We start from the raw sequence: 25271 nt of genomic DNA on the forward strand, positions 1-25271 counted from the left end.
GCGCCGATGGTACTGCACTCGGGAGGGTGTGGGAGAGTAGGACACCGCCGGACAATCTTCCAGTCGAGGGCCGCCCCATCCGGGTCGGCCCTCGACTGCGTTAGCGTCTCTGGGGACGCAATCAGGAAGGATGTACCTGTGAGTTCAGGACCGCAGGGCGGCGATCGCCCCCGTCGTTACGAGGACCGCGCCGACCGCGAGCAGGGGCGCGGTGACGCCCGCCGCGACGACCGTCCCCCGTACCGGGGCAACCGCGACGACCGCTCGGGCGGGCCGCGCAGCGGTTCCGGTGGCGAGCGCCGCGAGGGTGGCTTCCGCCGGGACGACAACCGCGAGGGTGGCTTCCGCGGCGGTGACCGCCGCGAGGGTGGCTTCCGTTCGGGGCCCCGCGAGGGTGGCTTCCGCCGGGACGGTGACGCGCCCCGCGAGGGTGGTTTCCGGGGCGGCGAGCGCCGCGAGGGCTTCCGGCGCGACGACCGCGAGGGCGGATTCCGCGGTGGCGAGCGTCGTGACGCTGGCTTCCGTTCCGGTTCCCGCGAGGGCGGCTTCGCCGGCGGCGACCGCCGTGAGGGTGGTTTCCGCGGTGGCGACAACCGTGAGGGCGGCTCCGGTGGCGGCGAGCGCCGTGAGGGCGGCTTCCGTGGTGGTGACCGTCGTGAGGGCGGTGCGCCGCGTGAAGGTGGCTTCCGTGGCGGTGACCGCCGTGAAGGTGGTTTTGCCGGCGGCGAGCGCCGTGAGGGCGGCTTCCGTGGTGGTGACCGTCGTGAGGGCGGTGCGCCGCGTGAAGGTGGCTTCCGTGGCGGTGACCGTCGTGAAGGTGGCTTTGCCGGCGGCGAGCGCCGTGAGGGCGGCTTCCGTGGTGGTGACCGTCGTGAGGGCGGTGCGCCGCGTGAGGGCGGCTTCCGTGGGGGCGAGCGCCGGGAAGGCGGTTTCCGCGGCGGTGACCGGCGTGAAGGCGGTTTTGCCGGCGGCGAGCGCCGTGAAGGTGGCTTCCGTGGTGGTGACCGTCGTGAGGGCGGGGCGCCGCGTGAGGGCGGCTTCCGTGGGGGCGAGCGCCGGGAAGGCGGTTTCCGCGGCGGTGACCGGCGTGAAGGCGGTTTTGCGGGCGGCGAGCGTCGCGAGGGTGGCTTCCGTGGTGACCGCCGTGAGGGCGGTGCGCCGCGCGAGGGCGGCTTCCGTGGCGGCGAGCGCCGTGAGGGTGGCTTCCGTGGTGGTGACCGTCGTGAGGGCGGTGCGCCGCGTGAGGGTGGCTTCCGTGGTGGTGACCGTCGTGAGGGCGGTGCGCCGCGTGAGGGTGGCTTCCGTGGTGGTGACCGTCGTGAGGGCGGTGCGCCGCGTGAGGGCGGCTTCCGTGGCGGCGACCGTCGTGAAGGTGGTTTTGCCGGCGGCGAGCGCCGTGAGGGCGGCTTCCGTGGTGGTGACCGTCGTGAGGGCGGGGCGCCGCGTGAGGGCGGTTTCCGTGGTGGCGACCGTCGCGAGGGTGGTTTCCGTCGGGAAGGCGGGGCGCCGCGTGAGGGCGGCTTCCGAGGCGGCGAGCGCCGTGAGGGCGGCTTCCGCCGGGACGACCGCGAGGGCGGTTTCCGTGGTGGCGACCGCCGCGAGGGCGGGGCGCCGCGTGAGGGCGGCTTCCGGGGCGCGGACCGTCGTGAGGGCGGCTTCCGCCGGGACGACCGCGAGGGCGGTTTCCGCGGCGGCCCGCGTACCGAGCGGGACGGCGAGCGGCGGGGCTACGGTGACCGGCCGGGCCGGGACGACCGGGCTCGGCAGGGCGGCTACGGCGCCGGCCCGCAGGACCGGCGGGACGACCGCCGGGACCGGGCCGAGGGCGGCGAGCGGGTCACCGGGCCGGCGCTGCCGGACGAGATCGTCGCGACCGACCTCGACTCGCCCGTCCGGGCCGAGCTGCTCTCGCTGGCCAAGCCGGTGGCGGAGACCGTCGCCCGGCACCTGGTCGCCACCGGTCAGCTGATCGACGAGGACCCCGCGGAGGCGCTGGCGCACGCCCTCGCCGCCCGTCGGCTCGCCTCGCGGATCTCCGCGGTGCGGGAGGCGGTCGGGCTGGCCGCGTACCACGCGGGGGAGTGGCAGACGGCCATCGCAGAGCTGCGCACGTACCACCGGATGACCGGTCTGCAGAGCCACCTGGCGGTGCTGGCCGACTGCGAGCGGGCCCTCGGGCGCCCGGAGCGGGCGATCGACCTGTTCCGGGGCGCCGACCGGGAGAAGCTCGACCGGTCGGTGGCGATCGAGCTGCTGATCGTGGCCGCCGGGGCGCGGGGCGACCTCGGCCAGAAGGACGCGGCCGTGGCGATGCTCCAGGTCCCCGAGCTGACCGCCGACTCGCCCGAGCCCTGGGCCGCGCGGCTGCGCTACGCGTACGCCGACGCGCTGCTCGCGGTGGGCCGGCGCGAGGAGGCGCGGGAGTGGTTCTCCCGGGCCGCCGACCTGGACTCCGAGGGGGAGACCGACGCGGCGGAGCGGCTGCTCGAGCTCGACGGCGTGGTGATCGAGGGCGACGAGGAGGACGAGGAGTCCCCGGTCGAGGACATCGCCGCCGGACCGGGCGCCCCGGGCGCCGTGCCGGCCCGTCCCGACACCGACCTCACGGGCGGTGACAGCGAGCCGGACGAGGACACGGACGTCGACGACCAGGACGACGACGACCAGGACGACGAGGACGAGGACGACGACCTCGACGGCGACGCCAGCCACGACGACGAGGACGACGACCTCGACGGCGAGGACGACGACCGGGACCGTGGCGGCGACGCCCGGTACGGCGAGGGCGACGACCTGGCCGAGGACGAACTGACCGACGACGAGGCGCGCGTGGTCGCCGACCAGGCCCGGTCCGGCGAGACCGGCTCGGCGGGCGGCACGAGCGGCGCGACCGGCGGCGAGCCGGTCCGCGGGTCGGAGTCGGACCAGTAATGACCGCGGACGCCGGGGAACGGCTGGTCGACGGGTACACCCTGGTGGTCTTCGACCTCGACGGGGTGATCTACCTGATCGACCGGCCGATCCCCGGTGCCGTCGAGGCGGTCGGCCGGCTGCACGCCGACGGCAGGGCGGTGGCATACGCCACCAACAACGCCTCGCGCCGCTCCAGCGAGGTGGCCGACCTGCTCACCGGCATGGGCGTCCCAGCCCGGCCGGAGGAGGTGCTCACCTCGGCCGCCGCCACCGCCGAGCTGCTGCGCGACCGGCTTCCCGCCGGCGCGCCGGTGCTGGTGGTGGGCGCGGAGGCGCTGCGCGCCGAGATCCGTGCCGTCGGCCTGCGCCCGGTGTCCCTGGCCGAGGAAGAGCCGGCCGCCGTGGCCCAGGGTTACGGCCCGCAGGTCGGCTGGGTGGACCTGGCCGAGGCGTCGCTGGCGGTCCGCGCCGGCGCCCCCTGGTACGCCACCAACACCGACCGCACGCTGCCCAGCGACCGGGGCCCGCTGCCGGGCAACGGGTCACTGGTGGCCGTGCTGCGGACCGCCCTGGAGCGGGATCCCGACGTGGTGGTCGGCAAGCCGGAGCCGGCGCTGTTCGCCACCGCCGCCCGTCGGGCGGCCACCGGGCGGACCCTGGTCGTCGGCGACCGGTTGGACACCGACATCGAGGGTGCCCGCCGCGCCGGGCTGGACAGCCTGCTGGTGCTCACCGGCGTCAGCGGCGTACCCGAGCTGCTGGCCGCCCCCGAGGCGCGCCGGCCGACGTACGTCGCGATGGACCTCGCCGGGCTCTTCGACCCGGCGGCGGTGGTCCGGCTGCCCGGCGTGCCCGACGGCCGGGGTTGGTCGGCGGCGGTGACCGACGGCGGCCTGGCGCTCGACGGCGCCGGCCGCCCGCTGGACGCCCTGGCCGCGCTCTGCGCGGTCGCGTGGGCGACCTCGGCGGGCCCGGCGGTGCGGGCGGTGTCGCCGGAGGCGGCCGCGGCGCTGGCGGCGCTGGGCCTGTCGGCCTGACGCCGGCCCGGAGTCGGCCGGCCGCCGGCTCGGCTCAGAGCAGTTTGCGGAGCTTCATCAGGTCGAACGGGTTGGCCTTGATGGACACCCGACGGGCGGCCAGCGCCTTGGTGATGTCGAGCTGCCCGTGCACCAGGGCGATCAGGTCGTCACTGCCGGCGCTCAGCGCGATCTTGGCGTTCGGGTCGTCGCCGTCGGAGAGGTCGACCAGTCGGCCGCCGGAGATCCGGCCGTGGAACGCGGTGCCCAGGTCGGTGACCCGGCAGGCCAGCGTCCGGTCCAGGTCGATCTTGTCCTGCACGTCCGCGTGGCGGTCCAGGCGGTCGGCCAGCTCCCGCAACGCCTGCCGGCACTCGTCCACGCTGGCCACATCGTCTCCTCACCACATGCCACGCCGTTCCTCGGCACCGTACCGCAACAGGTGGTCGGAGCGGCCGGTAGCGTGACACCTGCACACCCCCGCCGGTTGGAAGGACTCAGGCATGCAGGACGCGTGGCGCGCCTACCTCGAGCTGGCCATGGGCCTGACGGAGGCGCCCCGGAAAAAGGCCCAGGACGCCGTTCGGCGCGTGGTCGGCCAGGGCGGCGCCACCGCCGGCCAGTTGCAGGCGCTCGCCGAGGAACTCGTCTCGACCGGCCTGGCGAACCGGGAGGCGCTGACCAAGCTGGTCCGCTTCGAGGTCGAGCGGGCGCTCGGCGCGGTGGGGCTGGCCACCGCCGACGAGGTCGCGGAGCTGACCCGCCGGGTGCACGAGCTGGAACGCCAACTGCGCGAGGCCAAGGCGGTCCCGGCCGACACCTCCGCCGCCGCGCCGGTCTCCGCGCCGCCGGGTCGCCCCGCGCCCACCCCCACCACCGCGGTGGCGAAGAAGGCCGTGGCGAAGAAGGCGATCGCGAAGAAGCCGCCGGCCACCGTGTCGCGCCGGCCCGCCGACGAGTCGCCCGCCGCGCCGGTCCGGCCGGCGAAGAAGGCGCCGGGCCGCAAGCAGCCGCCGGGTGGCGCGGCGTGACCGCCCCCGCCGGCCGCCGGTCCACGTCATGACCGGCCCGTACCGCCCCGGCCCGCCGCCCGGTCCGCGTCCCGGCCCGCCGGCCGGCGCGCGCCCGGGTCCGCCGCCCGGGATCCGCCCCGGCCCGGCGCCGTCGGTCGAGGACGTCGAGGACGCCCGGCACCCCGCGGTCGACGCCGCCGTGCAGGCCATGATCAACGCCGCCACACTCTCCCCGGCGGACCAGATCGCTCAGTACGAGGCGGCGTACGAGACCCTGCGCGAAACCCTGGCCAGCATCGACCAGGCCTGACCCACCGGAGAAGAACCACCCATGGCACGTCGCAACCGGCTGGATGCCGAACTCGTCCGCCGCGGCCTGGCCCGCTCCCGGGAGCAGGCCGCCGCGCTGGTGGAGGCCGGCCGGGTCCAGTTGCGCGGGGTGCCGGCCCGCAAGCCCGCGGCGATGGTCGACCCCGCCGACCCGTTGCTGGTCACCGGCGAGGACCCCACCGCCGAGTACGTCTCCCGGGGCGGCCACAAGCTGGCCGGCGCCCTCGCGGCGTTCGCCCCGGGCGGGCTGACCGTGGCCGGGCGGCGGTGCCTGGACGCCGGCGCTTCCACCGGCGGCTTCACCGACGTGCTGCTGCGTGCCGGCGCGGCGGAGGTGATGGCGGTCGACGTCGGCTACGGCCAGCTGGCCTGGCCGCTGCGCACCGACGAGCGGGTGCGGGTGTTCGAGCGCACCAACGTCCGTACGTTGACCCCGGAGGCCATCGGCGGCGAGGTCGACCTCACCGTGGCCGACCTGTCGTTCATCTCGCTGCGGCTGGTGCTGCCCGCGCTGGCCGGCTGCACCCGGGTCGAGGGTGACCTGGCGCTGATGGTCAAGCCGCAGTTCGAGGTCGGCAAGGCGCGGGTCGGCGCGGGTGGGGTGGTGCGCGACCCGGAGTTGCGGGCCGAGGCGGTGCTCGACGTGGCCGCGGCGGCGGCGCAGCTCGGGCTAGGCCTCGCGGACGTGGCCGCCAGTCCGCTGCCCGGGCCGAGCGGCAACGTGGAGTTCTTCGTATGGTTACGCCGGGGCGCGCCCACCGCGGACCCGGAGCGGGTCCGCGCGGTCGTGGCAGCCGGCCCTGCGGGCGTCCCACCACCCGCGGATCCCACGATCGAGGAGGTCGCCCGGTGAGCCGGACCGCTCTGCTGGTGACGCACACCGGCCGCCGACGCAGCACCGAGCACGCCCGCGCGGTGGCGGCGGACCTGATCGCCGCCGGTTTCGAGGTACGGGTGGTGGCCGAGGAGGCCGACGACCTGGACCTGCCGGGCGTCGTCCCGGTCACCGGCCCGGAGGCCGCCGAGGGCGCGGAGATCGTCTTCGCGCTCGGCGGCGACGGCACCTTCCTGCGCGCCGCCGAGCTGGCCCGGCCGGCGAAGGCCCCGCTGCTCGGCATCAACCTCGGCAAGGTGGGCTTCCTCGCCGAGGCCGAGATCGACGACCTGGACTCGGCGGTCCGCGACGTGGTCGGGCGCAACTACACCGTCGACGAGCGGCTCACCCTCGACGTGACCGCCGAGTTCGAGGGCGGCCCGACCATCGAGTCGTGGGCGCTCAACGAGATCAGCGTCGAGAAGGGCGAGCGGGCCCAGATGCTGGAGTTGCTCGTCGACGTCGACGGCCGCCCGTTGTCCCGGTACGGGTGCGACGGGGTGGTCTGCGCGACCCCCACCGGCTCCACCGCGTACGCGTTCTCCGGTGGCGGGCCGGTGGTCTGGCCGGAGGTGGAGGCGTTGCTGCTGGTGCCGATCAGCGCGCATGCGCTGTTCAGCCGGCCGCTGGTGACGGCGCCGACGTCGACCTTCGTGATCACCGTCGACCCGTTCACCACCCTGGCGGTGCTCTGCTGCGACGGTCGGCGGGTCTACGACCTGCCCCCGGGGGCCCGGGTGACGGTGCGCCGGGGCGCGCTGCCGGTGCGGATCGTCCGGCTCCGGGCCCGCCCCTTCACCGACCGGCTGGTCGCCAAGTTCGACCTGCCGGTGCAAGGCTGGCGCGGCAGCCGCCGCTGACGCGGGCGCCCGTCGCCGGTCGCCGCCCGGCGGCAACCCGCCGGACATCCGGCGGCCCGGCCCGGTTGTCCGTTGTCCACCTGGCGACATGTCGCCGATGCGGCGGGCCGCAGCTAGTGACCATCCGATGATCTCCGTCGCAGACTCCGAGTGGTCGATCTCCTGGGATCGACCCTCGGAGTAGAGGAGCACATCGCATGCATTGGCCTCCACGCTGGCTCACCGCCGGCGCGGTCGGCGCGTTGGTGGTCGGGCTCGCCGCACCGGCGTCCGCCGACCCGCCCGTCCGGCCCATCCCCCCCGTTCCGGCCGCGCCCGTTCCGGGCGTCGCGCCCGTCCGCCTCACCCTGATCACCGGCGACCAGGTCGACCTGGTCCAGGCCGCGCCCGGCCGGGTCGCCGCCACGGTCCACCCCGGCCCCGGCCGGGAGCGGATCACCTTCCACACCGTGGAGGCCGACGGCCGGCTGCGGGTGCTGCCCAGCGACGTCGTGCCGTACGTCTCCGCCGGGGTGCTCGACTCCAACCTGTTCGACGTGGAGGAGTTGGCCGCCGAGGGCTACGGCGACGCCGTGCAGGGCGCGTTGCCGCTGATCGTGCGCTACCAGCAGCCGGCCGCCGGGCGGGTGCGGCCGCTCGCCGGCGCCACCGCCGCCCGGCCGTTGGAGAGCATCAACGGCGCGGCGCTGCGGGTCGGCAAGGGCGACCTCGGCGGCCTGTGGACCACGCTGCGCGGCACGCCGGCGGCCCGGACCACCGCCGGCACACCCCGGCTCGGCGCCGGCATCGCCCGCGTCTGGCTGGACGGACGGGTCCACGCGGATCTGGAGCACAGCGTGCCGCAGATCGGCGCCCCGGCCGCCTGGGCGGCCGGCCGGGACGGCACCGGCGTCCGGGTCGCGGTGCTCGACACCGGAGTCGACGCCGGCCACCCCGACCTGGCCGGCCGGATCGCCGAGGCGCAGGACTTCTCCGGCAGCGGCAGCGCCCGGGACGGGCACGGCCACGGCACCCACGTGGCCTCCACCATCGCGGGCAGCGGCGCCGCCTCCAACGAGCTGCGCAAGGGCGTCGCCCCCGGCGCACAGCTGCTGATCGGCAAGGTGCTCGACAACAACGGCAGCGGTTACGGCTCGGACATCATCGCGGGCATGGAGTGGGCCGCCCACTCCGGCGCGAAGGTGGTGAGCATGAGCCTCGGCGGCGACCCGAGCGACGGAACCGACCCGATGAGCCTGGCGGTCAACGACCTCACCGCCGAGACCGGCACGCTCTTCGTGATCGCCGCCGGCAACTTTGGTGAGGCGCGTAGCGTCGGGACGCCTGGCGCGGCCAGTGCGGCGCTCACCGTCGGCGCGGTGGACCGTGACGACAATCTGGCCGACTTCTCCAGCCGCGGCCCGCGCCTGGGCGACAACGGCCTGAAGCCGGAGCTCACCGCGCCGGGCGTCGGCATCGTCGCCGCCCGCGCCGCCGGCACCACCATGGGTACGCCGGTGGACGACGCGTACACGCGGGCGTCCGGGACGTCGATGGCGACCCCGCACGTCGCCGGCGCGGCGGCGATCCTCGCCCAGGAACACCCGGACTGGACCGCCGGGAAGCTCAAGGACGCGCTGGTAAGCACGACGAAGGCGAACCCCGCGCTGACCGTCTTCGAGCAGGGCGGCGGCCGAGTGGATGTGGCCCGCGCGCTGAGCCAGCGGGTGTACGGCACGGCCACCGCCGACTTCGGGCGGGTGCACACCGGCGATGCGGTGGCGGAGCGGACCGTGACGTACACCAACGGCACGTCGTCCCCGCAGACCCTGCGGCTGGCCCTGGAGCTCCGCAACCTGGACAGCGGCGCCCCCGAGGCCGACGGCGTCTCCGTCGGTTCCGAGGTGACGGTGCCCGCCGGTGGCAGCGTGGCCGTGCCGCTGCGCGCCGACCCGGCGAAGCTGGACCGCGGGATGTACGGCGGGTGGCTGGTGGCGACCGGTGCGGATGGCGTGGCGGTGCGCACCGCCGTCGGACTCACCCGCAAGGGCCCGCTGCACACCGTCACCCTGCGCGCGCTGGACATGGCCGGGCAGCCCGGCGTGGCGACGGTGTTCACCCTCTTCGGCGAGCACTCCGAGTCGGACCAGATCGGTTGGATCCCTGGCGAGGCGCAGGTGCAGGTCGAGGAGGGCCCGTACCTGCTCGGGGGGCTGTTTCAACACGGCACCCCGCAGCACGAGCAGCGCACCCTGGTCACCGATCCCGAGCTGATGGTGACCCGGGACATGACCGTGGTACTCGACCCACGCAAGGGCACCCCGGTGCGGATCGAGACGCCGAAGCCGACCGAGCAGCGGGCGGTGATCAGCTTCTTCGAGCACCGGATCTTCGGCAACGGCCGGCAGGTCGACCACGGCACGATGGAGTTCAGCACGGTCGAGCAGGTGAACGTCACGCCGACCCCGCCGGTGCGCGAGGGCGAGTTCGAGTTCGCCTCCCGCTGGCAGCTGGTCGCCCCCATGGTGGACGCGAAGGTCAGCAACGTCTCCGGTCCGCTGGACATCAACCTGCTGCGCCAGTCACCGGCTCCGGACGGCCGGCGGAAGCTGCCGCTGGTGTGGGCGGGCGACGGCACCCCCGCCGAGCTGTCCCGAGCCGGGGTCCGGGGTGCGGCCGCGCTGGTCGCCGGCAGACCCGACCGCACCGATGAGAGCCAGATGGTCGCCGATGCCACCGCGGCCGGCGCCGCGATGGTGCTCATCGTCCGCCCGGCGGAGTGGAGCGCGTGGACCGACTGGGCGCCCGACGGGGATCGCCTGCCGATCCCGTCGATGGTGGTCGCGTACGACGACGGGCAGCGGATGATCGCGGCGGCGAAGGCCGGACGCGTGACGCTGGACCTGACGCTGACTCCGAACAGCCCCTACCTGTACGACGTGTGGCAGGTGTCGAAGGGGCGGATCCCGGATCACATCGTGCACCGGGTGACCGCGGACAACACCGCCGAGGTGACCGCCAGCTACGCCGACACCGGCGGGTTCGACTGGGCCGACGAGCAGCGGTTCGGCTGGCGGCCATGGCAGGAGTACTCCTGGATGGACGAAAAGCGGTTGGTGCGTACCGGCACCGTGCGGCAGGAGTTCGTCAGCGCCGGGGACAACTGGTGGCAGCAGCGGGTGCTGCACCGGCTCCAATGGTCCTGGGGCCGGCTGCTCGGGGGCGCCGTCCAGCAGCCCCGGCAGTACGCCGCCGACGACCGGGTCACCGAGACCTGGTACGCGCCGGTGGTCCGGCCGGCCGTGCCGGCGGGTTCCGGGGTGCCGGTGCCCACGCGCACCGGGGACACCCTCGACCTGCGGGTGGCCGAGTTCGTCGACGCCGACGGCCACTACAGCGCGGCCGGGTTCGGCGAGGAGCAGGACACCGTCGAGCGCCGGCTGAGCCGGGACGGGCAGCAGCTCGCCGACCTCTCCGGCGGCTGGGCACCGGTGCCGACCACCCCGGACGCGGCCCGGTACCGGCTGGACGTCACCACCCAGCGCTCCTCGGACGAGTGGCGGTGGGCCACGCGTACCGAGACGGCCTGGCAGTTCACCTCGGCCCGGCCCACCGGTGACGTCGCCCAGCCGCTGTCGCTGCTGCAGGTGGACTACCAGGTCCCGGCGGACCTGCGGGGCGAGGTGCCCGGCGGCCAGCCGCACAAGGTGGGGCTGACCCTGCGCCAGCCGGCCGGCGTACCGGCGCCGACCGGCGTCGGGGTGCGGGTCGAGGTGTCGTTCGACGGCGGGCGCAACTGGCGGACCGTGCCGGTGCACGGCTCGGGCGCCCAGTTCACCGCCACGGTGCCGGCCGGCCGCGGCACGGTGTCGCTGCGGGTGCACGCCGGCGACCGCGCCGGGAACACCGTCGACCAGACCGTGGTCGACGCGTACGGGCTGCGGTGAGCCGGCGCCCGCGCGGTCACCCCCCTCCGCGCGGGCGTCCCGTCGGGCCGCCGGGGTTCCCACCAGGGGGTGGCGGGAACCCCGCGGCGCCCCGGCCGATGGTCCGGCTCCGGGTTGCGTCCTCGGGATGACGCAGACCCGGGCCGGCCGACGGCCGGTGGTCGTGGGGTGTCGGACGCGTCTACAGCCAGCCCCGGCGGGCGGCCTGGTACGCCAGACCCGGTCGGGTATCGACCCCGGCCAGGGTCATCAGGTCGGCGAGCCGCCGCTGGATGGTGCGGCGGCTCACCCCGAGCTGAGAGGCGATGGACTTGTCCGGCACCCCCGCCACGAAGAGCGACAGCAGCAGCCGCTCGTCGGCGTCCGGGCCGCCGTCGGCGGCGGGGCCGGCCCCGGGTAGCAGCGGGGTGGCCGCGGTCCAGTGGCTGTCGAAGAGGGCCAGCAGCGCGTCGAGCAGCTGGCTGCGGCCGATCACGGCGGCGCTCGCCTCGCCGCTGGCCCGCTCGGGCACCAGCGGGCAGACCGCGGTGGCCCGGTCGGCGATGGCCAGGCGTACCGGGAGCAGACCGGTGACCCGGGCCTGCTCACCGCTGCGGACCGCCTTCTCGACGTCGGCGAGGGCGTCCGGCTCGGCCAGCAGGTCGCGTTCGTAGATCGCCCGGTAGCTGACCCCGCGGGCCAGCGCGGCGAACTCCTCCACGTTCTCCGGGCCCGGCATGGCCAGCGGGTTGGCCCGGCAGAACCAGAGCACCTCGACGCGGGCGTCGTCCTGCAGCCGGCGCAACCGGGCGCGCAGCGCGTCGGGGCCGGTGACGATCTCGACCAGGTGGTCCGCGTCGTGCCGCCGTACGCCGGCCCGGTACTCCTCGGTGAGCTGGGCGACCCGGCGGCGGGCGGAGTCGAGGGACTGCTGCTGGCGCAGCAGTTCGTCACCGAGGGCCACGTCCGGGGGCAGCGGCCGCAGCGGCGGGTCGGGTTCGGCGCCGGCCGGGGCGACCAGCCCGCAGTCCCTGAGTCCGGCCAGCGCCCGGGCGACCCGGTCGGCGGGCAAGGGCACCTGCCGGGCCAGTTCCGCCGGCCCGGCGGCGGAGACCCGCAGCAGCGCACGGTAGACCTGTTCCTCGTCCTCGCCCAGGCCGAGTATCCGCAGCACCTGCCGCCCACCGCTCGTGGAGTCCACGAGCGGAGATGGTACGACCGGCCGCCGCGCCGCCCGCGCCGGCTGGTCAACTGTCGGTGGCCGCGTCTACTGTCGGGTGCTGTGCTGGAAGAGCTGCGCATCACCGGACTGGGCGTCATCGAGGACACCACGCTGCCGTTGACCGGCGGGATGAACGTCATCACCGGCGAGACCGGTGCCGGCAAGACCATGGTGGTGACCGGCCTCGGCCTGCTCTTCGGCGGCCGGGCCGACGCCGGGCGGGTGCGGGCTCAGCCGGGCCGGGCGCTGGTGGAGGGGCGGCTGCGCCTCGTCGGCCGGGTGGCCGACACCGTGCACGCCCGGATCACCGACGCCGGCGGCGAGCCCGACGAGGACGGCGCCCTGCTGCTGAGCCGTACGGTCACCGTGGAGGGCCGGTCCCGGGCGCACGTGGGCGGCCGGAGCATGCCGGTGTCGATGCTCGGTGAGGTCGGCGAGCAGGTGGTGGCCGTGCACGGACAGTCCGACCAGCTGCGGCTGCTGCGTCCGGCCGAGCAGCGGGCGGCGCTGGACCGGTTCGCCGGCCCGGCGCACGAGAAGCTGCTCGACGCGCTGCGCGAGGCGTACACCGGGTGGCGGGCGGTGGTCGACGACCTGGCCGACCGGCGGCGCAACGCCCGCGAGCGCAACCAGGAGGCGGACCTGCTCCGGCTCGGCCTGGACGAGATCACCCGGGTCGACCCGCAGCCCGGCGAGGACGACGAGCTGAAGGCGGAGGCGCAGCGGCTGGAGCACGCCGAGGGGCTGCGCACCGCCGCGCAGCTGGCCCACCAGTGCGTCGCCGGCGGTGTGGAGGCGACCGACGAGACCCCGGACGCGACCGCGCTGCTCGGCACCGCCCGGCGCACCCTGGAGGCGCAGGCCGGCACCGACCCGGCGCTGGGCGAGCTGGCGGTCCGGCTGGAGGAGGCGGCCACCCTGGTCGCCGACGTCTCCGCGGAGTTGTCGGCGTACCTGGCGGCGCTGGACGCGGACCCGGCCCGGTTGCAGGTCATCTACGAGCGGCGGGCGGCGCTGCGCGCGCTGACCCGCAAGTACGCCGACGACGTCGACGGGGTGATCGCCTGGGCCGAGCGGGCCCGCACCCGGCTGTCCGACCTGGACACCTCCGACGACCTCCTGGACGAGCTGGACCGGGAGGCGTCCCGGCTGGCCGGCGAGGTGGCCGAGCTGGCCGGGCGGGTCTCCACCTCCCGGCGGGAGGCGGCGGTCCGGTTCGCCGAGCAGGTCACCGTCGAGCTGGCCGGGCTGGCCATGCCGCACGCCCGGATCGAGGTGGCGGTGCTGCCCCGCCCGGCCGGTCGGGCCGAGCCGAGCCTGCCGGTCAACGGCGCGGAGGCCGGCGTCGTCCCGGACGGCGCGGACGAGGTGGAGCTGCGGCTGCTGGCCCACCCGGGCGCACCGGCGCTGCCGCTGCAGCGGGGCGCGTCCGGCGGTGAGCTGTCCCGGGTGATGCTCGCCATCGAGGTGGTCTTCGCCGGCTCCGGCGGCCCGCCCACCCTGGTCTTCGACGAGGTGGACGCCGGCGTCGGCGGGCAGGCGGCGGTGGAGATCGGCCGCCGGCTGGCCCGGCTGGCCCGCAGCCACCAGGTGCTGGTGGTCACCCACCTGCCCCAGGTCGCCGCGTTCGCCGATCGGCACCTGGTGGTGGCGAAGGACACCGGGGGAGCGGTGACCACCAGCGGGATCCGGGTGGTGGAGGACACGGAGCGGGCTCGGGAGCTCGCCCGGATGCTCGCGGGTTTGCCCGATTCCGATCTGGGTATCGCGCATGCCGAGGAACTCCTGGCCGTGGCAGCCAAGGAAAGGCGCCCGTGACGCCGGGATTGTGAGCGCAAGCACACCGGCGTGCGCCCGGGTGTGCTTCCCTGGGTAGGCGGCCCTGCTCAGGCATGTCGCGACAGCAAACCCTGCCTCACATGCCAGGATGGTCACGATGCGTCTACCCACGTTGCGCCGGACCCGGAACACGGAACCGGGCTCAGTCCTCGGCACCGCGCGCCTCGACCGGCGTACGAAACGGCTGGTGGGCCGGCTCCGACCCGGCGACATCGCGGTCATCGACCACGTCGACCTGGACCGGGTGGCGGCCGACTCGCTGGTCGCGGTCGGTGTCGCCGCGGTGCTCAACGCCAAGCCCTCGGTCTCCGGGCGCTACCCCAACCTGGGGCCTGAGGTGCTGGTGGCCGCCGGCATCCCGCTTCTGGACGACCTGGGCGAGAGTGTCTTCGAGCAGATCCGCGAGGGCGACACCGTCCGGATCGAGGGCAATACGGTCTTCGTCGGCGAGGAGCCGGTCGCGCACGGCGCGCTGCAGGACGCCGAGACGGTCGCCAAGTCGATGGCGGACGCCCGGGAGGGGCTGTCGGTCCAGTTGGAGGCGTTCGCCGCCAACACCATGGACTACCTCAAGCAGGAACGTGACCTGCTGCTCGACGGGGTCGGCGTGCCGGACATCCAGACCCAGATCCAGGGCCGGCACTGCCTGATCGTGGTCCGCGGCTACGACTACAAGGCTGACCTGGACGTGCTGCGCCCGTACATCCGGGAGTTCAAGCCGGTGCTGATCGGCGTGGACGGCGGCGCGGACGCCCTGGTCGAGGCGGGCTACACCCCCGACATGATCATCGGTGACATGGACTCGGTCACCGACGACGTGCTGCGCTGCGGCGCCGAGGTGATCGTGCACGCCTACCCGGACGGGCGCGCCCCCGGCCTGCCCCGGGTCAACGGCCTCGGGGTGCCGGCGATCACCTTCCCGGCCGCCGCCACCAGCGAGGACCTGGCCATGCTGCTGGCCGACGAGAAGGGCGCCTCGCTGCTGGTCGCGGTCGGCACCCACGCCACGCTCGTCGAGTTCCTCGACAAGGGCCGGGGCGGCATGGCCTCCACCTTCCTCACCCGGCTGAAGGTCGGTGGCAAGCTGGTCGACGCCAAGGGCGTGAGCCGGCTCTACCGGCAGAGCATCTCCGGTTCCTCGCTGCTGCTGCTGGTCCTCTCGGCGGTCGCCGCGATGGCCTCCGCGGTGGCGGTCTCCACCGTCGGGAAGGCGTATTTGGGCGTGGTCTCCGAATGGTGGGACAATTTCGTGTTCCAGCTCGGCCAGCTCTTCTAGCTCCCCGACGATCAAGAGGCTGCAAGCGTGATCAACTTCCGCTACCACGTGGTGTCCCTCACCGCGGTCTTCCTGGCGTTGGCGATCGGCCTGGTGGTCGGCACGGCCGCCCTCAACGGGCCGGTCGCCGACTCGCTCAAGGAGAACGTCAACGCGCTGCGCAAGGACAACCAGCAGATGCGCCAGTCGGTCAACAGCCTGCAGAAGGAACTGGACATGGAGGAGGACTTCGCCGCCGAGATGGCGCAGGTCGTCCTCCCCGGCAAGCTCACCGGGCGACGCGTGCTGGTGCTCGACCTGCCCAGCGGCCGGGAGCACACCGACGGCGTGGTGAAGATGCTCGAACTCGCCGGCGCGAACGTCACCGGGCGGGTCGACCTGCAGGACAAGTTCATCAACCCGGACAGCAACAACAACCTGCTGGAGCTGGCCGTCACCGCCGCCCGCCCGAACAGCGCCCCCACCTCGGGGCTGCCGGGCAACGGGCACGGCGTGGAGACGTCCAGCGCCCTGCTGTCCAGCGTCCTGCTCGACCGCCCCCAGGGCAGCCCGGCGGTCTCCGACGCGGACCGCCGGGCCGTGCTGACGGCGTACTCGAACGCCGGCTATCTCAGCACGGAGGACAAGGTCACCGGGCCGGCCGAGGCGGTGATCCTGATCAGCGGCCAGCCGTACGTGGACAAGGACTCGGCGAAGAAGGACGAGTCGGTGGTGAAGGTCGCCGAGCAGTTCGACCGGACCGGCGCGATCGTGGTCGGCGGCAACGGCTCGGCCGGCGGCAACGTCGTCGCCGTGGTGCGCGGCGACCCGGTGCTCTCCCAGACCATCTCCACCGTCGACAACGCCAACACCGTCCAGGGTCAGCTGGTCACCGCGCTCGCCCTGGTGCAGCAGCTCACCGAGAAGAAGGCCGGCCAGTACGGTGTCGGCGACAACGCGGCGGCGCTGCTGCCTAAACTGCCCCAGTGAGGCGGCGGACCGTTGTCCGGTCTGCACCGCATCGCGTACGGCATCCGGATCGGAGGGGTCGCGTGACCAGGTGGGGTCGGCTGCTGGCCGTCGGCGCGGGGGCGGTCGCCGCCCGGTACGTGCTGCGGGAGGTGCGTACCGCCCCGGTGGGGCCGGCGCTGGAACGGACCAACTTCCGCGGGCGGACGGTGACCCTCGCGGCCGGCCCGGCGCTCGCGGTCGGCGCCGCCACGGCCGGTGCGCTCGGCGCCGGCAGCACCCCGTCCGGAGCGGCCGCGCTGGTCGCCGGGCTCGGCGCGGGCGCGGTCGGGCTCTACGACGACGTGGTCGGCGCGCGCCCGGAGCAGAAGACCGCCAAGGGTTTCGCCGGTCACCTCGCCGCCCTCCGGGAGGGGCGGGTCACCGCCGGCCTGCTCAAGATCGTCGGGGTGGGCGCCGCCGGCCTCGGCGCGGCCGCGCTGCTCGCCTGCGACCCCCGGGTCGCCGCCCATCCCCGCCGGCAGCGCCACGGCGCCCTCGGCCGGGGCGTCGACGTGCTGCTCGGCGCCGGCGTGGTCGCCGGCACCGCCAACCTGCTCAACCTGCTCGACCTGCGGCCCGGCCGGGCGCTGAAGTCCGGCATGCTGCTCGGCGTGCCGCTGGCCGGCGGCGCGCACGGCGGGATCGCCGTCGGCGCGGTCGGCGCCGCCGCCGGGCTGATCCGCGACGACCTGGACGAGCGGGTGATGCTCGGCGACAGCGGCGCCAACGCCCTCGGCGCCCTGCTCGGCGTCAGCCTGGCCGCCCGGACCGGACCGCTCGGCCGGGCCGGCGTCCTCGCCGTGCTCGCCGCGCTCACCGCCGCCAGCGAGAAGGTCAGCTTCACCCAGGTGATCCAGCGGACCCCGGGGCTGCGGGAGCTCGACGCGCTGGGCCGGCTCGACGACTGACGTGAAGAAACCGGCACCCCTCGCCGGCGCCGGCCGGGTGGCCGGAGCGGCCGCCCTCATCGCCGTGCTCACCGTGGTCAGCCGGCTCGCCGGCCTCGGTCGTACCGCGGTGTTCACCTGGACCCTCGCCCCGACCGACCTCGGCGGCGCGTACGTCGTGGCGAACAACCTGCCCAACTTCATCTTCGAGATCGTGGCCGGCGGGGCGCTGGCCAGCCTGGTCGTACCGCTGCTCGCGGGTGCGGTGGAGGCCGGCGACGGGCGGGGCGTGGCCGCCACCACCGGCGCCCTGCTGACCTGGACGCTCAGCCTGCTGGTGCCGCTCGCGGTGCTGCTGGCACTGCTTGCCGACCCGCTGATCGGGCTGCTCGGCCCCGGTCTCAGCCCGGAGCAGCGACAGGCCGGCGCGCGGATGCTGCTGGTCTTCGCGCCGCAGTTGCCGCTGTACGGTGTCGGCATCGTGCTCACCGGGGTGCTCCAGGCGCACCGGCGGTTCGCCTGGCCGGTGCTCGCGCCGCTGCTGTCCAGCATCACCGTCATCGCGGTCTACCTGGGCTTCACCGCCGCCGAGGGGCGGCTGGCGACCGTCGGCGAGGTCGGCCGCGGCGGCGAGTTGCTGCTCTCCGGCGGCACCACGCTCGGCGTGGTGGTGCTCTCGCTGTCGCTGCTGATCCCGCTCCGCCGGCTGGGCCTGCGGCTGCGGCCGGGCTACGGCTTCCCCGCCGACGCCCGTGCCCGGGTGGGTGGGCTGGCGATCGCCGGGGTGGTGACCGTCACCGCCCAGCAGATCGCCCTGATGGTGAGCCTCAACCGGGTCACCTACGGCGGGGCGGCCAATCCGGGCGTCTACAACATCGCGCAGACCATCTACTTCCTGCCCTGGGCGGTGCTGGCCGTGCCGCTGGCCGTGGCCGCGTACCCCACCCTCGCGGCCGCCCGGGCGGCCGGTGACGAGCGGACCTACCGGGAGGCCCTCGCCCCGGCGGTCCGCGGCGTGGTGTTGTTCAGCCTGCTGGGCGCCGCCGCGCTGGTGGGCACCGCGGTGCCCATCGGGCACTTCTTCTTCGACCCGCCGGTGGCCGGGACCGCGGCCGCGGCCATCGCCGGGTTCGCGCCCGGCCTGCTCGGCTACGGCCTGTTCGCCGTGCTCACCCGGGCCCTCTACGCCCGCGGCGAAACCCGGGCGGCGACCGTCGCCACGGCGGTGGGCTGGCTGACCGTGCCGGCCCTGGCGGTGCTCCTCGGGCACCTGCTGCCCCTCGCCGACCGGGTCCTGGCGGTCACCCTGGCCACCTCCGGCGGCATGCTGGTCCTCGGTGGCCTGCTGATCGGCGCGGTGCTCCGCTCGGCCGGCCGCGACGCGCTGGCCGGGGTGGGCCGGGCCGGGGTCGCCGGTCTGCTCGCCGGCGGGGTCGCCGGGCTCGGCGGGGTCGCCACGTCCCGCTGGCTCGCCGGCCTGGGCGACGGGACCCCGACGACATCGGAGGCACTCGTTCAGGGCATGCTGTCCGGGGTTGTGGTCGGCGCCCTGTTCCTCGCCGTCGCCTGGCTGACGGACGAACGGGACGTACGGCCGCTGTTCACCGCCGTGCTGCGCCGGCTGGGCCGAGGACGCCCGCCCACCGCGGCCGGCGCGCAGGAGGACCAGATCCCCCCGGAACGGGGTGACGGGAAGGAGACGGTGTCCCGGTGAGCGCGAGGAGTGAGCCGGGTCTGCGTGCCCCGCAGTCGCGAACGGAAGAGGATGCCGTGAGCGCGAGGAGTGAGCCGGGTCTGCGAGCCCCGCAGTCGCGAACGGAAGGCAGGCAATGACCGACGCCACGTCGGCGCAGCGGTGGCCCGGCTCGGTGGCCGTGGTGCTCGCCTCGAGCACGGGCGGGGTGGGACAGCACGTCCGCTCGATCGCCCGCGGGTTGACCGCCGCCGGCACCACCGTGCTGGTCTGCGGCCCTGCCGCCACCCAGGACCAGTTCGACTTCACCGGCGTCGGCGCCCGGTTCACGCCGGTGGAGATCCCGGCCGGCCCCACCCCCGCCGACGGGCGGGCCGTCGCGGCCCTGCGCCGGGCGCTGGCCGACACCCCCGTCGAGGTCGTGCACGCGCACGGGCTGCGGGCCGGCCTGGTCGCCGCCCTGGCCCGCCCGGCCGTCCCGTTGGTGGTCACCTGGCACAACGCGGTGCTCGCCGGCGGGCTGCGCGGCCGGCTCTCCCGGCTGGCCGAGCGGATCGTCGCGCGCTCCGCCCGGGTGGCGCTGGGCGCCTCCGCCGACCTGGTGGAGCGGGCCGCCGCGCTGGGCGCGACCGACGCCCGGCTGGCTCCGGTCGCCGCTCCCGTGCTGCCCGCGCCGCGGCGTCGCCGGGCCGCCGTCCGCGCCGAGTTCGGCGTCGCCGCCGACCGTCCGCTGATCCTCTCGGTAGGCCGGCTGCACCCCCAGAAGCGGTACGACGTGCTGATCGACGCCGCCGCCCGGTGGCGTACCCGGACCCCGGCGCCGGCCGTGGTGATCGCCGGCAGCGGCCCCGCGTACCTCCAGCTCGCCGCCCGGATCTCGACCGCCCGGGCACCGGTGACCCTGCTCGGGCACCGCACCGACGTGGCCGACCTGCTCGCCGGCGCCGACCTGGCCGTGGTCACCAGCGACTGGGAGGCCCGCCAGCTCTTCGCCCAGGAGGCGCTGCACGCCGGCGTACCCCTGGTGGCGACCGCCGTGGGTGGCCTGCCGGAGCTGGTCGGCGACGCCGCGGTGCTGGTCCCGCCCGGCGACGTCGACGCGGTCGACGCGGCGGTGCGGGAGCTGCTGGACGACGACGCCCGTCGGGCGGACCTGGGCCGCCGGGGCGCCGCCCGGGCCGCGACCTGGCCGACCGAGGCGGACACGGTCGCCGGCCTGGCCGACCTGTACGCCGAGCTGGCGCCGGCCGGGGCCGATCCGTCGACGGGCAGCCGCTGATGCTGCGCAGACTGACCCCGGTCCTGCTGACCCTGGTCGTGGTGGCGCTCGGCATCACCGCGCTGGCCGCCCGGCCGGACACCGGCCCGCCCGGGCGCGGCGCCGACTTCGTGGTGCTGGCCGGGGTGGCCGGGCTGCGCTGGGACGACGTGGACCCGCAGACCACCCCGACGCTGTGGCGGATGGCCGAACAGGGGTCGATCGGCTCCCTGTCGGTACGCTCCGCGCACCGACCGACCTGCCCGCTCGACGGCTGGCTCACTCTCGGCGCGGGCAACTTCGCCGCCTGGAACGGCAGCCGCCAACAGGGTGGCTGCCCGCCGGCGGCGGTGACGGTGGAGCAGCCGGACGGCATCGGCGCCAACCTGCCGGACGAGGAGAGCGTCGTCCGGTACAACCAGGACCGGCTGTCCTGGGGTGCGACGCCGGGCGCGCTGGCCGAGTCCGTTCGCTGCTCGGTGGCGGTCGGGCCGGGTGCGGCGGTGGCCGCCGCCCGCCCGTTCGGCCGGGTCGACCGCTACGCGCCGGTCCTTCCCGCCGACCCGGCCAAGCTGCTCGGCTCCTGCGTGTTGAGCATCGTCGACCTGGGCAGCGTCGACGGCGAGAACCGGGCGTCCCGGGCGGCGCAGGCCCGGCAGGCGGACGCCCAACTGGCCCGGGTGCTCGCCGCCCGCCCGCCCCGCTCGCTGGTGGTCGTCGCCGGCGTCTCCGACACCGACCAGCTGTCCCGGCTGCACGTCGCGGTTGCCGACGGCCCGGGCTGGGAGAAGGGTTGGCTGACCTCCCCGAGCACCGCCCGGGAGGGCTATCTCCAGCTCGTGGACCTGGCACCGACCGCCCTGGCGACGCTGGGCCGGCCCATGCCGGAACGGCTCTTCCTCGGCCGTCCCGCCGTCTCGGTCGGCGGCCGACCGGCGGACCTGCGGGCCGCCATCGATCAACCGGCGGACGCCGACCGGGAGGCCGGCGCCCAGCGTCGGGTGGCCGGCTGGTTCTTCGCCCTGCTGGCCGTGGCGCAGGTGGCGCTCGCGGTCGCGGTGCTGCCGCTGCTGCGCCGGGCCCGCCGGCACGCCGGCCCGCACGGACCCGAGCCCGTCTCCCGGCGGGTGGTCGCCGCGGTGGAGCTGCTGCTGGTCGCCGCCGCCCTGGCGGTGCCGGCCGCCCTGCTCGCCGACGCGGCCCCGTGGTGGCGGGGTCAGCACGCCGGCTGGTGGTTCGGCGTGGTGACCGCCCTGCTGATCGTGGGCGGGACGGCGGCGGTCCGGTTCACCCCGGGGCACGACCGCACCCTCGGCCCGCTCGGCGCGGTCGCCGGCCTGGCCACCCTGGTGGTCGGGGTGGACGTGATCAGCGGCTCGCGGTTGCAGCTCAACGGCGTGGTCGGCTACTCCGCGCTCGAGGGCGGCCGGTACGCCGGGCTCGGCACCGTCGGCCTGGGCGTCTTCATCGCCGGTTCGCTGCTCAGCGCGGGCTGGCTCGCCCAGCGGGTCCGCCGCGCCTGGCGGCCGATGGTGATGGTGGCCGTCGGCGGCGCCGCCGTGGTCGTCGTCGGCAGTCCGTACCTGGGGGCGGACTCGATCGGCGCGATCGCGCTGACCGCCGGGGTCAGTGTCGCCGCGGCGATCAGCGCCGGCGGCTGGCTGACCGTGAGCCGACTCGCCTGGGCCACCATGGCGGGGCTGGCGGTCACCGTCGGCTTCGCCGTGGTGGACGTGCGCCGATCGGCGACGGAGCGGGGCAGCCTCGGCCGGTTCCTGGCCGCGGTCGGCGACGGCACCGGCGGGCTCACCGTGCACCGCTCCAGCACTGCCAACGTGGAGACCCTGGTCAACAGCCCGCTCACCGTGCTGGCGTTGGCCGGTGCGGCGCTGGTCTGGTTGGCGCTGCTGCAACCATGGGGCGGCCTGATGCGGCTGTTCGGCATCTACCCGGCGATCCGGGCGGCGATGGCGGGCACGGCCGTGGCCGCCGGCATCGGCGGGGTGCTCGGCGGTTCGGCGCTGGACGTGGCCGGGGCGGCGGGGGCACTGGTGGTGCCGATGGCCGCGCTGGCCGCGCTGCGCGTGCTGGACCACTCCACCGACCGCACGCAACCCGGCGCGGGGCGACCCGGCGACGAGGGTCCCGGTGGCACGGTGGATGGCCCCGTCGACGGCGGCGACCGTCCCGGGGGAGGTCGCGTGTCGGGGGAGGGGTCGGCGCCGGACGCCGGGGACACCGGTACGGCCGCGGCACCCGACGGCCGCGGACCGGGCGAGCCGGTCGCCGGCGGCTCCGGCCCGGTGAGCACGGCCGACGACGCGCCGGCGTCGACGGGCGTACCGGGGCCGTCCGGGCCCGGCGGGCGGCCGGTGACGGTGCCCGCCCAGCCCGGTCCGGCATCGACGGAGGTCCCCACCGGCTGACCCGGACCGGGCCCGACGTGCGTCTACGGCGGGTGCGACGCCTGCTCGGGCAGGGAAAGGTGTTACCGTGGAATCCCGTGGATCGCGTGATCACTTGGCTGATCGGCAAGGCGGTTCGCACGACCGCTACGGACGACACGGGAGCAGGCGTTGGCCCCTTCAGCACGGACGACCAGGCACATTTTCGTCACCGGGGGCGTCGCCTCCTCGCTGGGTAAGGGCCTCACCGCCTCCAGCCTCGGCAATCTGCTGACCGCGCGCGGACTGCGCGTGGTGATGCAGAAGCTCGACCCGTACCTCAACGTCGACCCGGGGACGATGAATCCGTTCCAGCACGGTGAGGTCTTCGTCACCGAGGACGGCGCCGAGACCGACCTCGACGTGGGCCACTACGAGCGGTTCCTCGACCGGGCGCTGTCCGGCAAGGCGAACGTCACCACCGGGCAGATCTACTCGGACGTGATCGCCAAGGAGCGGCGCGGCGAGTACCTGGGCGACACCGTCCAGGTCATCCCGCACATCACCAACGAGATCAAGTCCCGCATCCTCGGCATGGCCGACCCGGACGCCGAGGGCCAGGTGCCGGACGTGGTGATCACCGAGGTCGGCGGCACGGTCGGCGACATCGAGTCGCTGCCGTTCCTGGAAGCGATCCGCCAGGTCCGCCACGACCTGGGCCGGGACAACTGCTTCTACCTGCACGTCTCGCTGGTGCCGTACCTGGCGCCGTCCGGCGAGCTGAAGACCAAGCCGACCCAGCACTCGGTGGCGCAGCTGCGCAGCATCGGTATCCAGCCCGACGCCATCGTCCTGCGCTGCGACCGGGAGATCCCGGAGAAGCTCAAGGAGAAGCTCTCGCTCTACTGCGACGTGGACCGGGAGGCGGTCGTCGCCGCCCCGGACGCGCCGAGCATCTACGACATCCCGAAGGTGCTGCACCGGGAGGGCCTCGACGCGTACGTGGTGCGCCGGCTCGGGCTCTCCTTCCGGGACGTGGACTGGGCCAGCTGGGACGACCTGCTGGACCGGGTGCACCAGCCGCACCACACGGTCACCGTCGCGGTGGTCGGCAAGTACGTCGACCTGCCCGACGCGTACCTGTCGGTCAGCGAGGCGATCCGTGCCGCCGGGTTCGGCCACCGGGCCCGGGTGCAGCTGCGCTGGGTGCCCAGCGACGACTGCGTCACCCCGGCCGGCGCGGCGGCCGCCCTGGCCGGCGTGGACGGCATCGTCATCCCCGGCGGCTTCGGCGTCCGCGGCATCGAGGGCAAGATCGGCACCGCCCGGTACGCCCGGGAGAACGGCATCCCGCTGCTCGGGCTCTGCCTCGGCCTGCAGTGCATGACCATCGAGGTGGCCCGCCACCTGGCCGGCCTGGACGGGGCGAACTCGCTGGAGTTCGACGAGGACGCCAAGCACCCGGTCATCGCCACCATGGCCGACCAGGAGGACATCGTCGCCGGCCGCGGCGACCTGGGCGGCACCATGCGGCTCGGGGCGTACCCGGCGAAGCTGGCCGAGGGCTCACTGGTCGCCGAGTCGTACGGCAGCACCGAGGTCAGCGAGCGGCACCGGCACCGGTACGAGGTGAACAACGCCTACCGGGACCAGCTCACCAAGGCCGGGCTGCACATCTCCGGCACCTCGCCGGACGGCCGGCTGGTCGAGTTCGTCGAGCTGGACCGCGGCCTGCACCCGTTCTTCGTGGCCACCCAGGCGCATCCGGAGCTGAAGAGCCGGCCGACCCGGCCGCACCCGCTCTTCGCCGGTTTCGTCAAGGCCGCCATCGCGTATTCCGAGGCCGACCAGCTCCCGGTGGACCTGGACGGCGCGCCGGTGGACGCCCCGCCGGCGAAGAAGGCCAGCCGTAACGGCGCCGCCGCCGCGAAGGTGGCGTCGGCGTCGTGAGCGCCGTCGAGCACCGCTACGAGGTGACCGAGCACCGGGAGATCTGGTCCGGCCGGATCTTCTCGCTGGTCAGCGACGACGTCACGATGCCCGGTGGCGGCACCGCGGCCCGTAACTACGTCCGGCACGTCGGAGCGGTGGCCGTGGTGGCCCTGGACGACGCCGGTCAGGTGGTGTTGATCCGCCAGTACCGGCACCCGGTCGGCCGGCACCTGTGGGAGCTGCCGGCCGGGCTGATGGACGTCAGCGGCGAGGACCTGGCCGCGGCGGCGGCCCGGGAGCTGGCCGAGGAGGCCGACCTGACCGCCGGGGCCGTCGACGTCCTGGTGGACCTGCACAGCTCGCCGGGCTTCTCGAACGAGGTGGTCCGGGTCTTCCTGGCCCGCGACCTGGCCGACGTGCCCGCCGACCAGCGGCACGACCGCCGCGACGAGGAGGCCGACCTCCAGGTCGTCCGGATCGACCTCGACGAGGCGGTCCGGATGGTGCTGGCCGGGGAGATCACCAACGCCTCCTGCGTGGCCGGGCTGCTCGCCGCCGCCCGCGCCCGTGAGACCGGTTTCGCCGAGCTGCGCCGGCCGGACGCGCCACTGCCCCGCTGACGGGGCGAGACGAGAAGGGGCCGCGCGGTGTCACCGCGCGGCCCCTGTCGTCTGCTCGGAGATCAGTCCCGCAGCGGGCGGCCCTGTCCTTCGACGCCACCGTTGACCAGGATCAGGATGCCGTCGATGAGGCCCCAGATGTGCGGACACCTTGATGATCGCCGGCGATCCTGTCCGCACCGCCGCGCCGCCGGTGGGACGATGAGCGCGAACACTGTCCTGACGGCTGAGGTGGTCTCCACCGCCGGCCCGGTCGACG

The 25271-nt window shown here is 75.3% G+C and carries 19 protein-coding genes; 16 read left to right on the forward strand and 3 right to left on the reverse strand.

Annotated features, from left to right (window positions below):
- Window positions 1–144 precede the first annotated feature (144 nt).
- A complete protein-coding gene (locus ACFOYX_RS33835; RefSeq protein ID WP_377534733.1) occupies window positions 145–1947 on the reverse strand; it encodes a hypothetical protein in 1803 nt (600 codons plus the stop codon).
- Between ACFOYX_RS33835 and ACFOYX_RS33840 the strand changes: the two genes are divergently transcribed.
- Window positions 1903–2931, forward strand: coding sequence for a tetratricopeptide repeat protein (locus ACFOYX_RS33840; RefSeq protein WP_377534730.1), 1029 nt, complete (start codon window positions 1903–1905; stop codon window positions 2929–2931). The two genes, ACFOYX_RS33835 and ACFOYX_RS33840, sit on opposite strands and share 45 nt — an antisense overlap.
- The gene (locus ACFOYX_RS33845; protein WP_109805596.1) at window positions 2931–3950 is read left to right on the forward strand and encodes an HAD-IIA family hydrolase; all 1020 of its coding nucleotides are present in this window, start codon (window positions 2931–2933) and stop codon (window positions 3948–3950) included. The genes ACFOYX_RS33840 and ACFOYX_RS33845 overlap by 1 nt, the downstream gene beginning before the upstream one ends.
- Before the next feature lie 34 nt (window positions 3951–3984).
- Here ACFOYX_RS33845 and ACFOYX_RS33850 read toward each other — a convergent pair whose 3' ends face one another.
- Window positions 3985–4320, reverse strand: a complete 336-nt coding sequence (locus ACFOYX_RS33850) for an SCP2 sterol-binding domain-containing protein (RefSeq protein ID WP_322443382.1) — start codon at window positions 4318–4320, stop codon at window positions 3985–3987.
- Between the two features lie 112 nt (window positions 4321–4432).
- Here ACFOYX_RS33850 and ACFOYX_RS33855 point away from each other — a divergent pair, with 112 nt between their 5' ends.
- From ACFOYX_RS33855 to ACFOYX_RS33875, 5 genes are all read left to right on the forward strand, one after another.
- The gene (locus ACFOYX_RS33855; protein WP_322443383.1) at window positions 4433–4960 is read left to right on the forward strand and encodes a hypothetical protein; all 528 of its coding nucleotides are present in this window, start codon (window positions 4433–4435) and stop codon (window positions 4958–4960) included.
- Window positions 4947–5252, forward strand: coding sequence for a hypothetical protein (locus ACFOYX_RS33860; RefSeq protein WP_377534723.1), 306 nt, complete (start codon window positions 4947–4949; stop codon window positions 5250–5252). The genes ACFOYX_RS33855 and ACFOYX_RS33860 overlap by 14 nt, the downstream gene beginning before the upstream one ends.
- A gap of 21 nt (window positions 5253–5273) precedes the next feature.
- A complete protein-coding gene (locus tag ACFOYX_RS33865; protein WP_322443384.1) occupies window positions 5274–6125 on the forward strand; it encodes a TlyA family RNA methyltransferase in 852 nt (283 codons plus the stop codon).
- Window positions 6122–7006: an NAD kinase gene (locus tag ACFOYX_RS33870; RefSeq protein ID WP_089015032.1), complete on the forward strand. Its 885-nt coding sequence runs from the start codon at window positions 6122–6124 to the stop codon at window positions 7004–7006. The genes ACFOYX_RS33865 and ACFOYX_RS33870 overlap by 4 nt, the downstream gene beginning before the upstream one ends.
- Window positions 7007–7203: 197 nt before the next feature.
- On the forward strand, window positions 7204–10932 hold the full coding sequence (locus ACFOYX_RS33875) for a S8 family serine peptidase (RefSeq protein ID WP_322443385.1): 3729 nt from the start codon (window positions 7204–7206) through the stop codon (window positions 10930–10932).
- Window positions 10933–11113: 181 nt separating this feature from the next.
- Here ACFOYX_RS33875 and ACFOYX_RS33880 read toward each other — a convergent pair whose 3' ends face one another.
- Complete coding sequence (locus tag ACFOYX_RS33880) at window positions 11114–12112, reverse strand: helix-turn-helix domain-containing protein (protein ID WP_236647232.1); 999 nt, start codon at window positions 12110–12112, stop codon at window positions 11114–11116.
- 81 nt (window positions 12113–12193) lie between these two features.
- Here ACFOYX_RS33880 and recN point away from each other — a divergent pair, with 81 nt between their 5' ends.
- From recN to ACFOYX_RS33925, 9 genes are all read left to right on the forward strand, one after another.
- Window positions 12194–13951, forward strand: a complete 1758-nt coding sequence (gene recN, locus ACFOYX_RS33885) for a DNA repair protein RecN (protein WP_322443386.1) — start codon at window positions 12194–12196, stop codon at window positions 13949–13951.
- 118 nt (window positions 13952–14069) lie between these two features.
- Window positions 14070–15248: a putative cytokinetic ring protein SteA gene (steA, locus tag ACFOYX_RS33890; protein WP_109799676.1), complete on the forward strand. Its 1179-nt coding sequence runs from the start codon at window positions 14070–14072 to the stop codon at window positions 15246–15248.
- 27 nt (window positions 15249–15275) lie between these two features.
- Window positions 15276–16217 (forward strand): copper transporter, encoded by a 942-nt coding sequence (locus tag ACFOYX_RS33895; RefSeq protein WP_322443387.1) that lies wholly within the window; start codon window positions 15276–15278, stop codon window positions 16215–16217.
- Window positions 16218–16279: 62 nt separating this feature from the next.
- A complete protein-coding gene (locus ACFOYX_RS33900; RefSeq protein WP_109799674.1) occupies window positions 16280–17146 on the forward strand; it encodes a hypothetical protein in 867 nt (288 codons plus the stop codon).
- 1 nt (window position 17147) lies between these two features.
- Window positions 17148–18839 (forward strand): lipid II flippase MurJ, encoded by a 1692-nt coding sequence (murJ, locus tag ACFOYX_RS33905; RefSeq protein ID WP_322443388.1) that lies wholly within the window; start codon window positions 17148–17150, stop codon window positions 18837–18839.
- Window positions 18840–18954: 115 nt separating this feature from the next.
- Entirely contained in the window at window positions 18955–20097 is a 1143-nt protein-coding gene (locus ACFOYX_RS33910) for a glycosyltransferase family 4 protein (protein WP_322443389.1), read from the forward strand.
- Window positions 20097–22502 (forward strand): hypothetical protein, encoded by a 2406-nt coding sequence (locus ACFOYX_RS33915; protein ID WP_322443390.1) that lies wholly within the window; start codon window positions 20097–20099, stop codon window positions 22500–22502. The genes ACFOYX_RS33910 and ACFOYX_RS33915 overlap by 1 nt, the downstream gene beginning before the upstream one ends.
- Window positions 22503–22652: 150 nt before the next feature.
- Window positions 22653–24410: a CTP synthase gene (locus ACFOYX_RS33920; protein WP_322443391.1), complete on the forward strand. Its 1758-nt coding sequence runs from the start codon at window positions 22653–22655 to the stop codon at window positions 24408–24410.
- Entirely contained in the window at window positions 24407–25012 is a 606-nt protein-coding gene (locus ACFOYX_RS33925; protein WP_322443393.1) for an NUDIX hydrolase, read from the forward strand. The genes ACFOYX_RS33920 and ACFOYX_RS33925 overlap by 4 nt, the downstream gene beginning before the upstream one ends.
- Window positions 25013–25271: the final 259 nt, after the last annotated feature.

Source organism: Micromonospora sp. GCM10011541 (assembly GCF_042650725.1).
Lineage (GTDB): Bacteria > Actinomycetota > Actinomycetes > Mycobacteriales > Micromonosporaceae > Micromonospora > Micromonospora sicca.

What these genes read in the sequence shown, in the direction of transcription:
- ACFOYX_RS33845 (WP_109805596.1), top strand. Translation starts at nt 2,931, where the DNA reads ATGACCGCGGACGCCGGGGAACGGCTGGTCGACGGGTACACCCTGGTG.
- ACFOYX_RS33855 (WP_322443383.1), top strand. Translation starts at nt 4,433, where the DNA reads ATGCAGGACGCGTGGCGCGCCTACCTCGAGCTGGCCATGGGCCTGACG.
- ACFOYX_RS33865 (WP_322443384.1), top strand. Translation starts at nt 5,274, where the DNA reads ATGGCACGTCGCAACCGGCTGGATGCCGAACTCGTCCGCCGCGGCCTG.
- ACFOYX_RS33875 (WP_322443385.1), top strand. Translation starts at nt 7,204, where the DNA reads ATGCATTGGCCTCCACGCTGGCTCACCGCCGGCGCGGTCGGCGCGTTG.
- steA (WP_109799676.1), top strand. Translation starts at nt 14,070, where the DNA reads ATGCGTCTACCCACGTTGCGCCGGACCCGGAACACGGAACCGGGCTCA.
- ACFOYX_RS33910 (WP_322443389.1), top strand. Translation starts at nt 18,955, where the DNA reads ATGACCGACGCCACGTCGGCGCAGCGGTGGCCCGGCTCGGTGGCCGTG.
- ACFOYX_RS33915 (WP_322443390.1), top strand. Translation starts at nt 20,097, where the DNA reads ATGCTGCGCAGACTGACCCCGGTCCTGCTGACCCTGGTCGTGGTGGCG.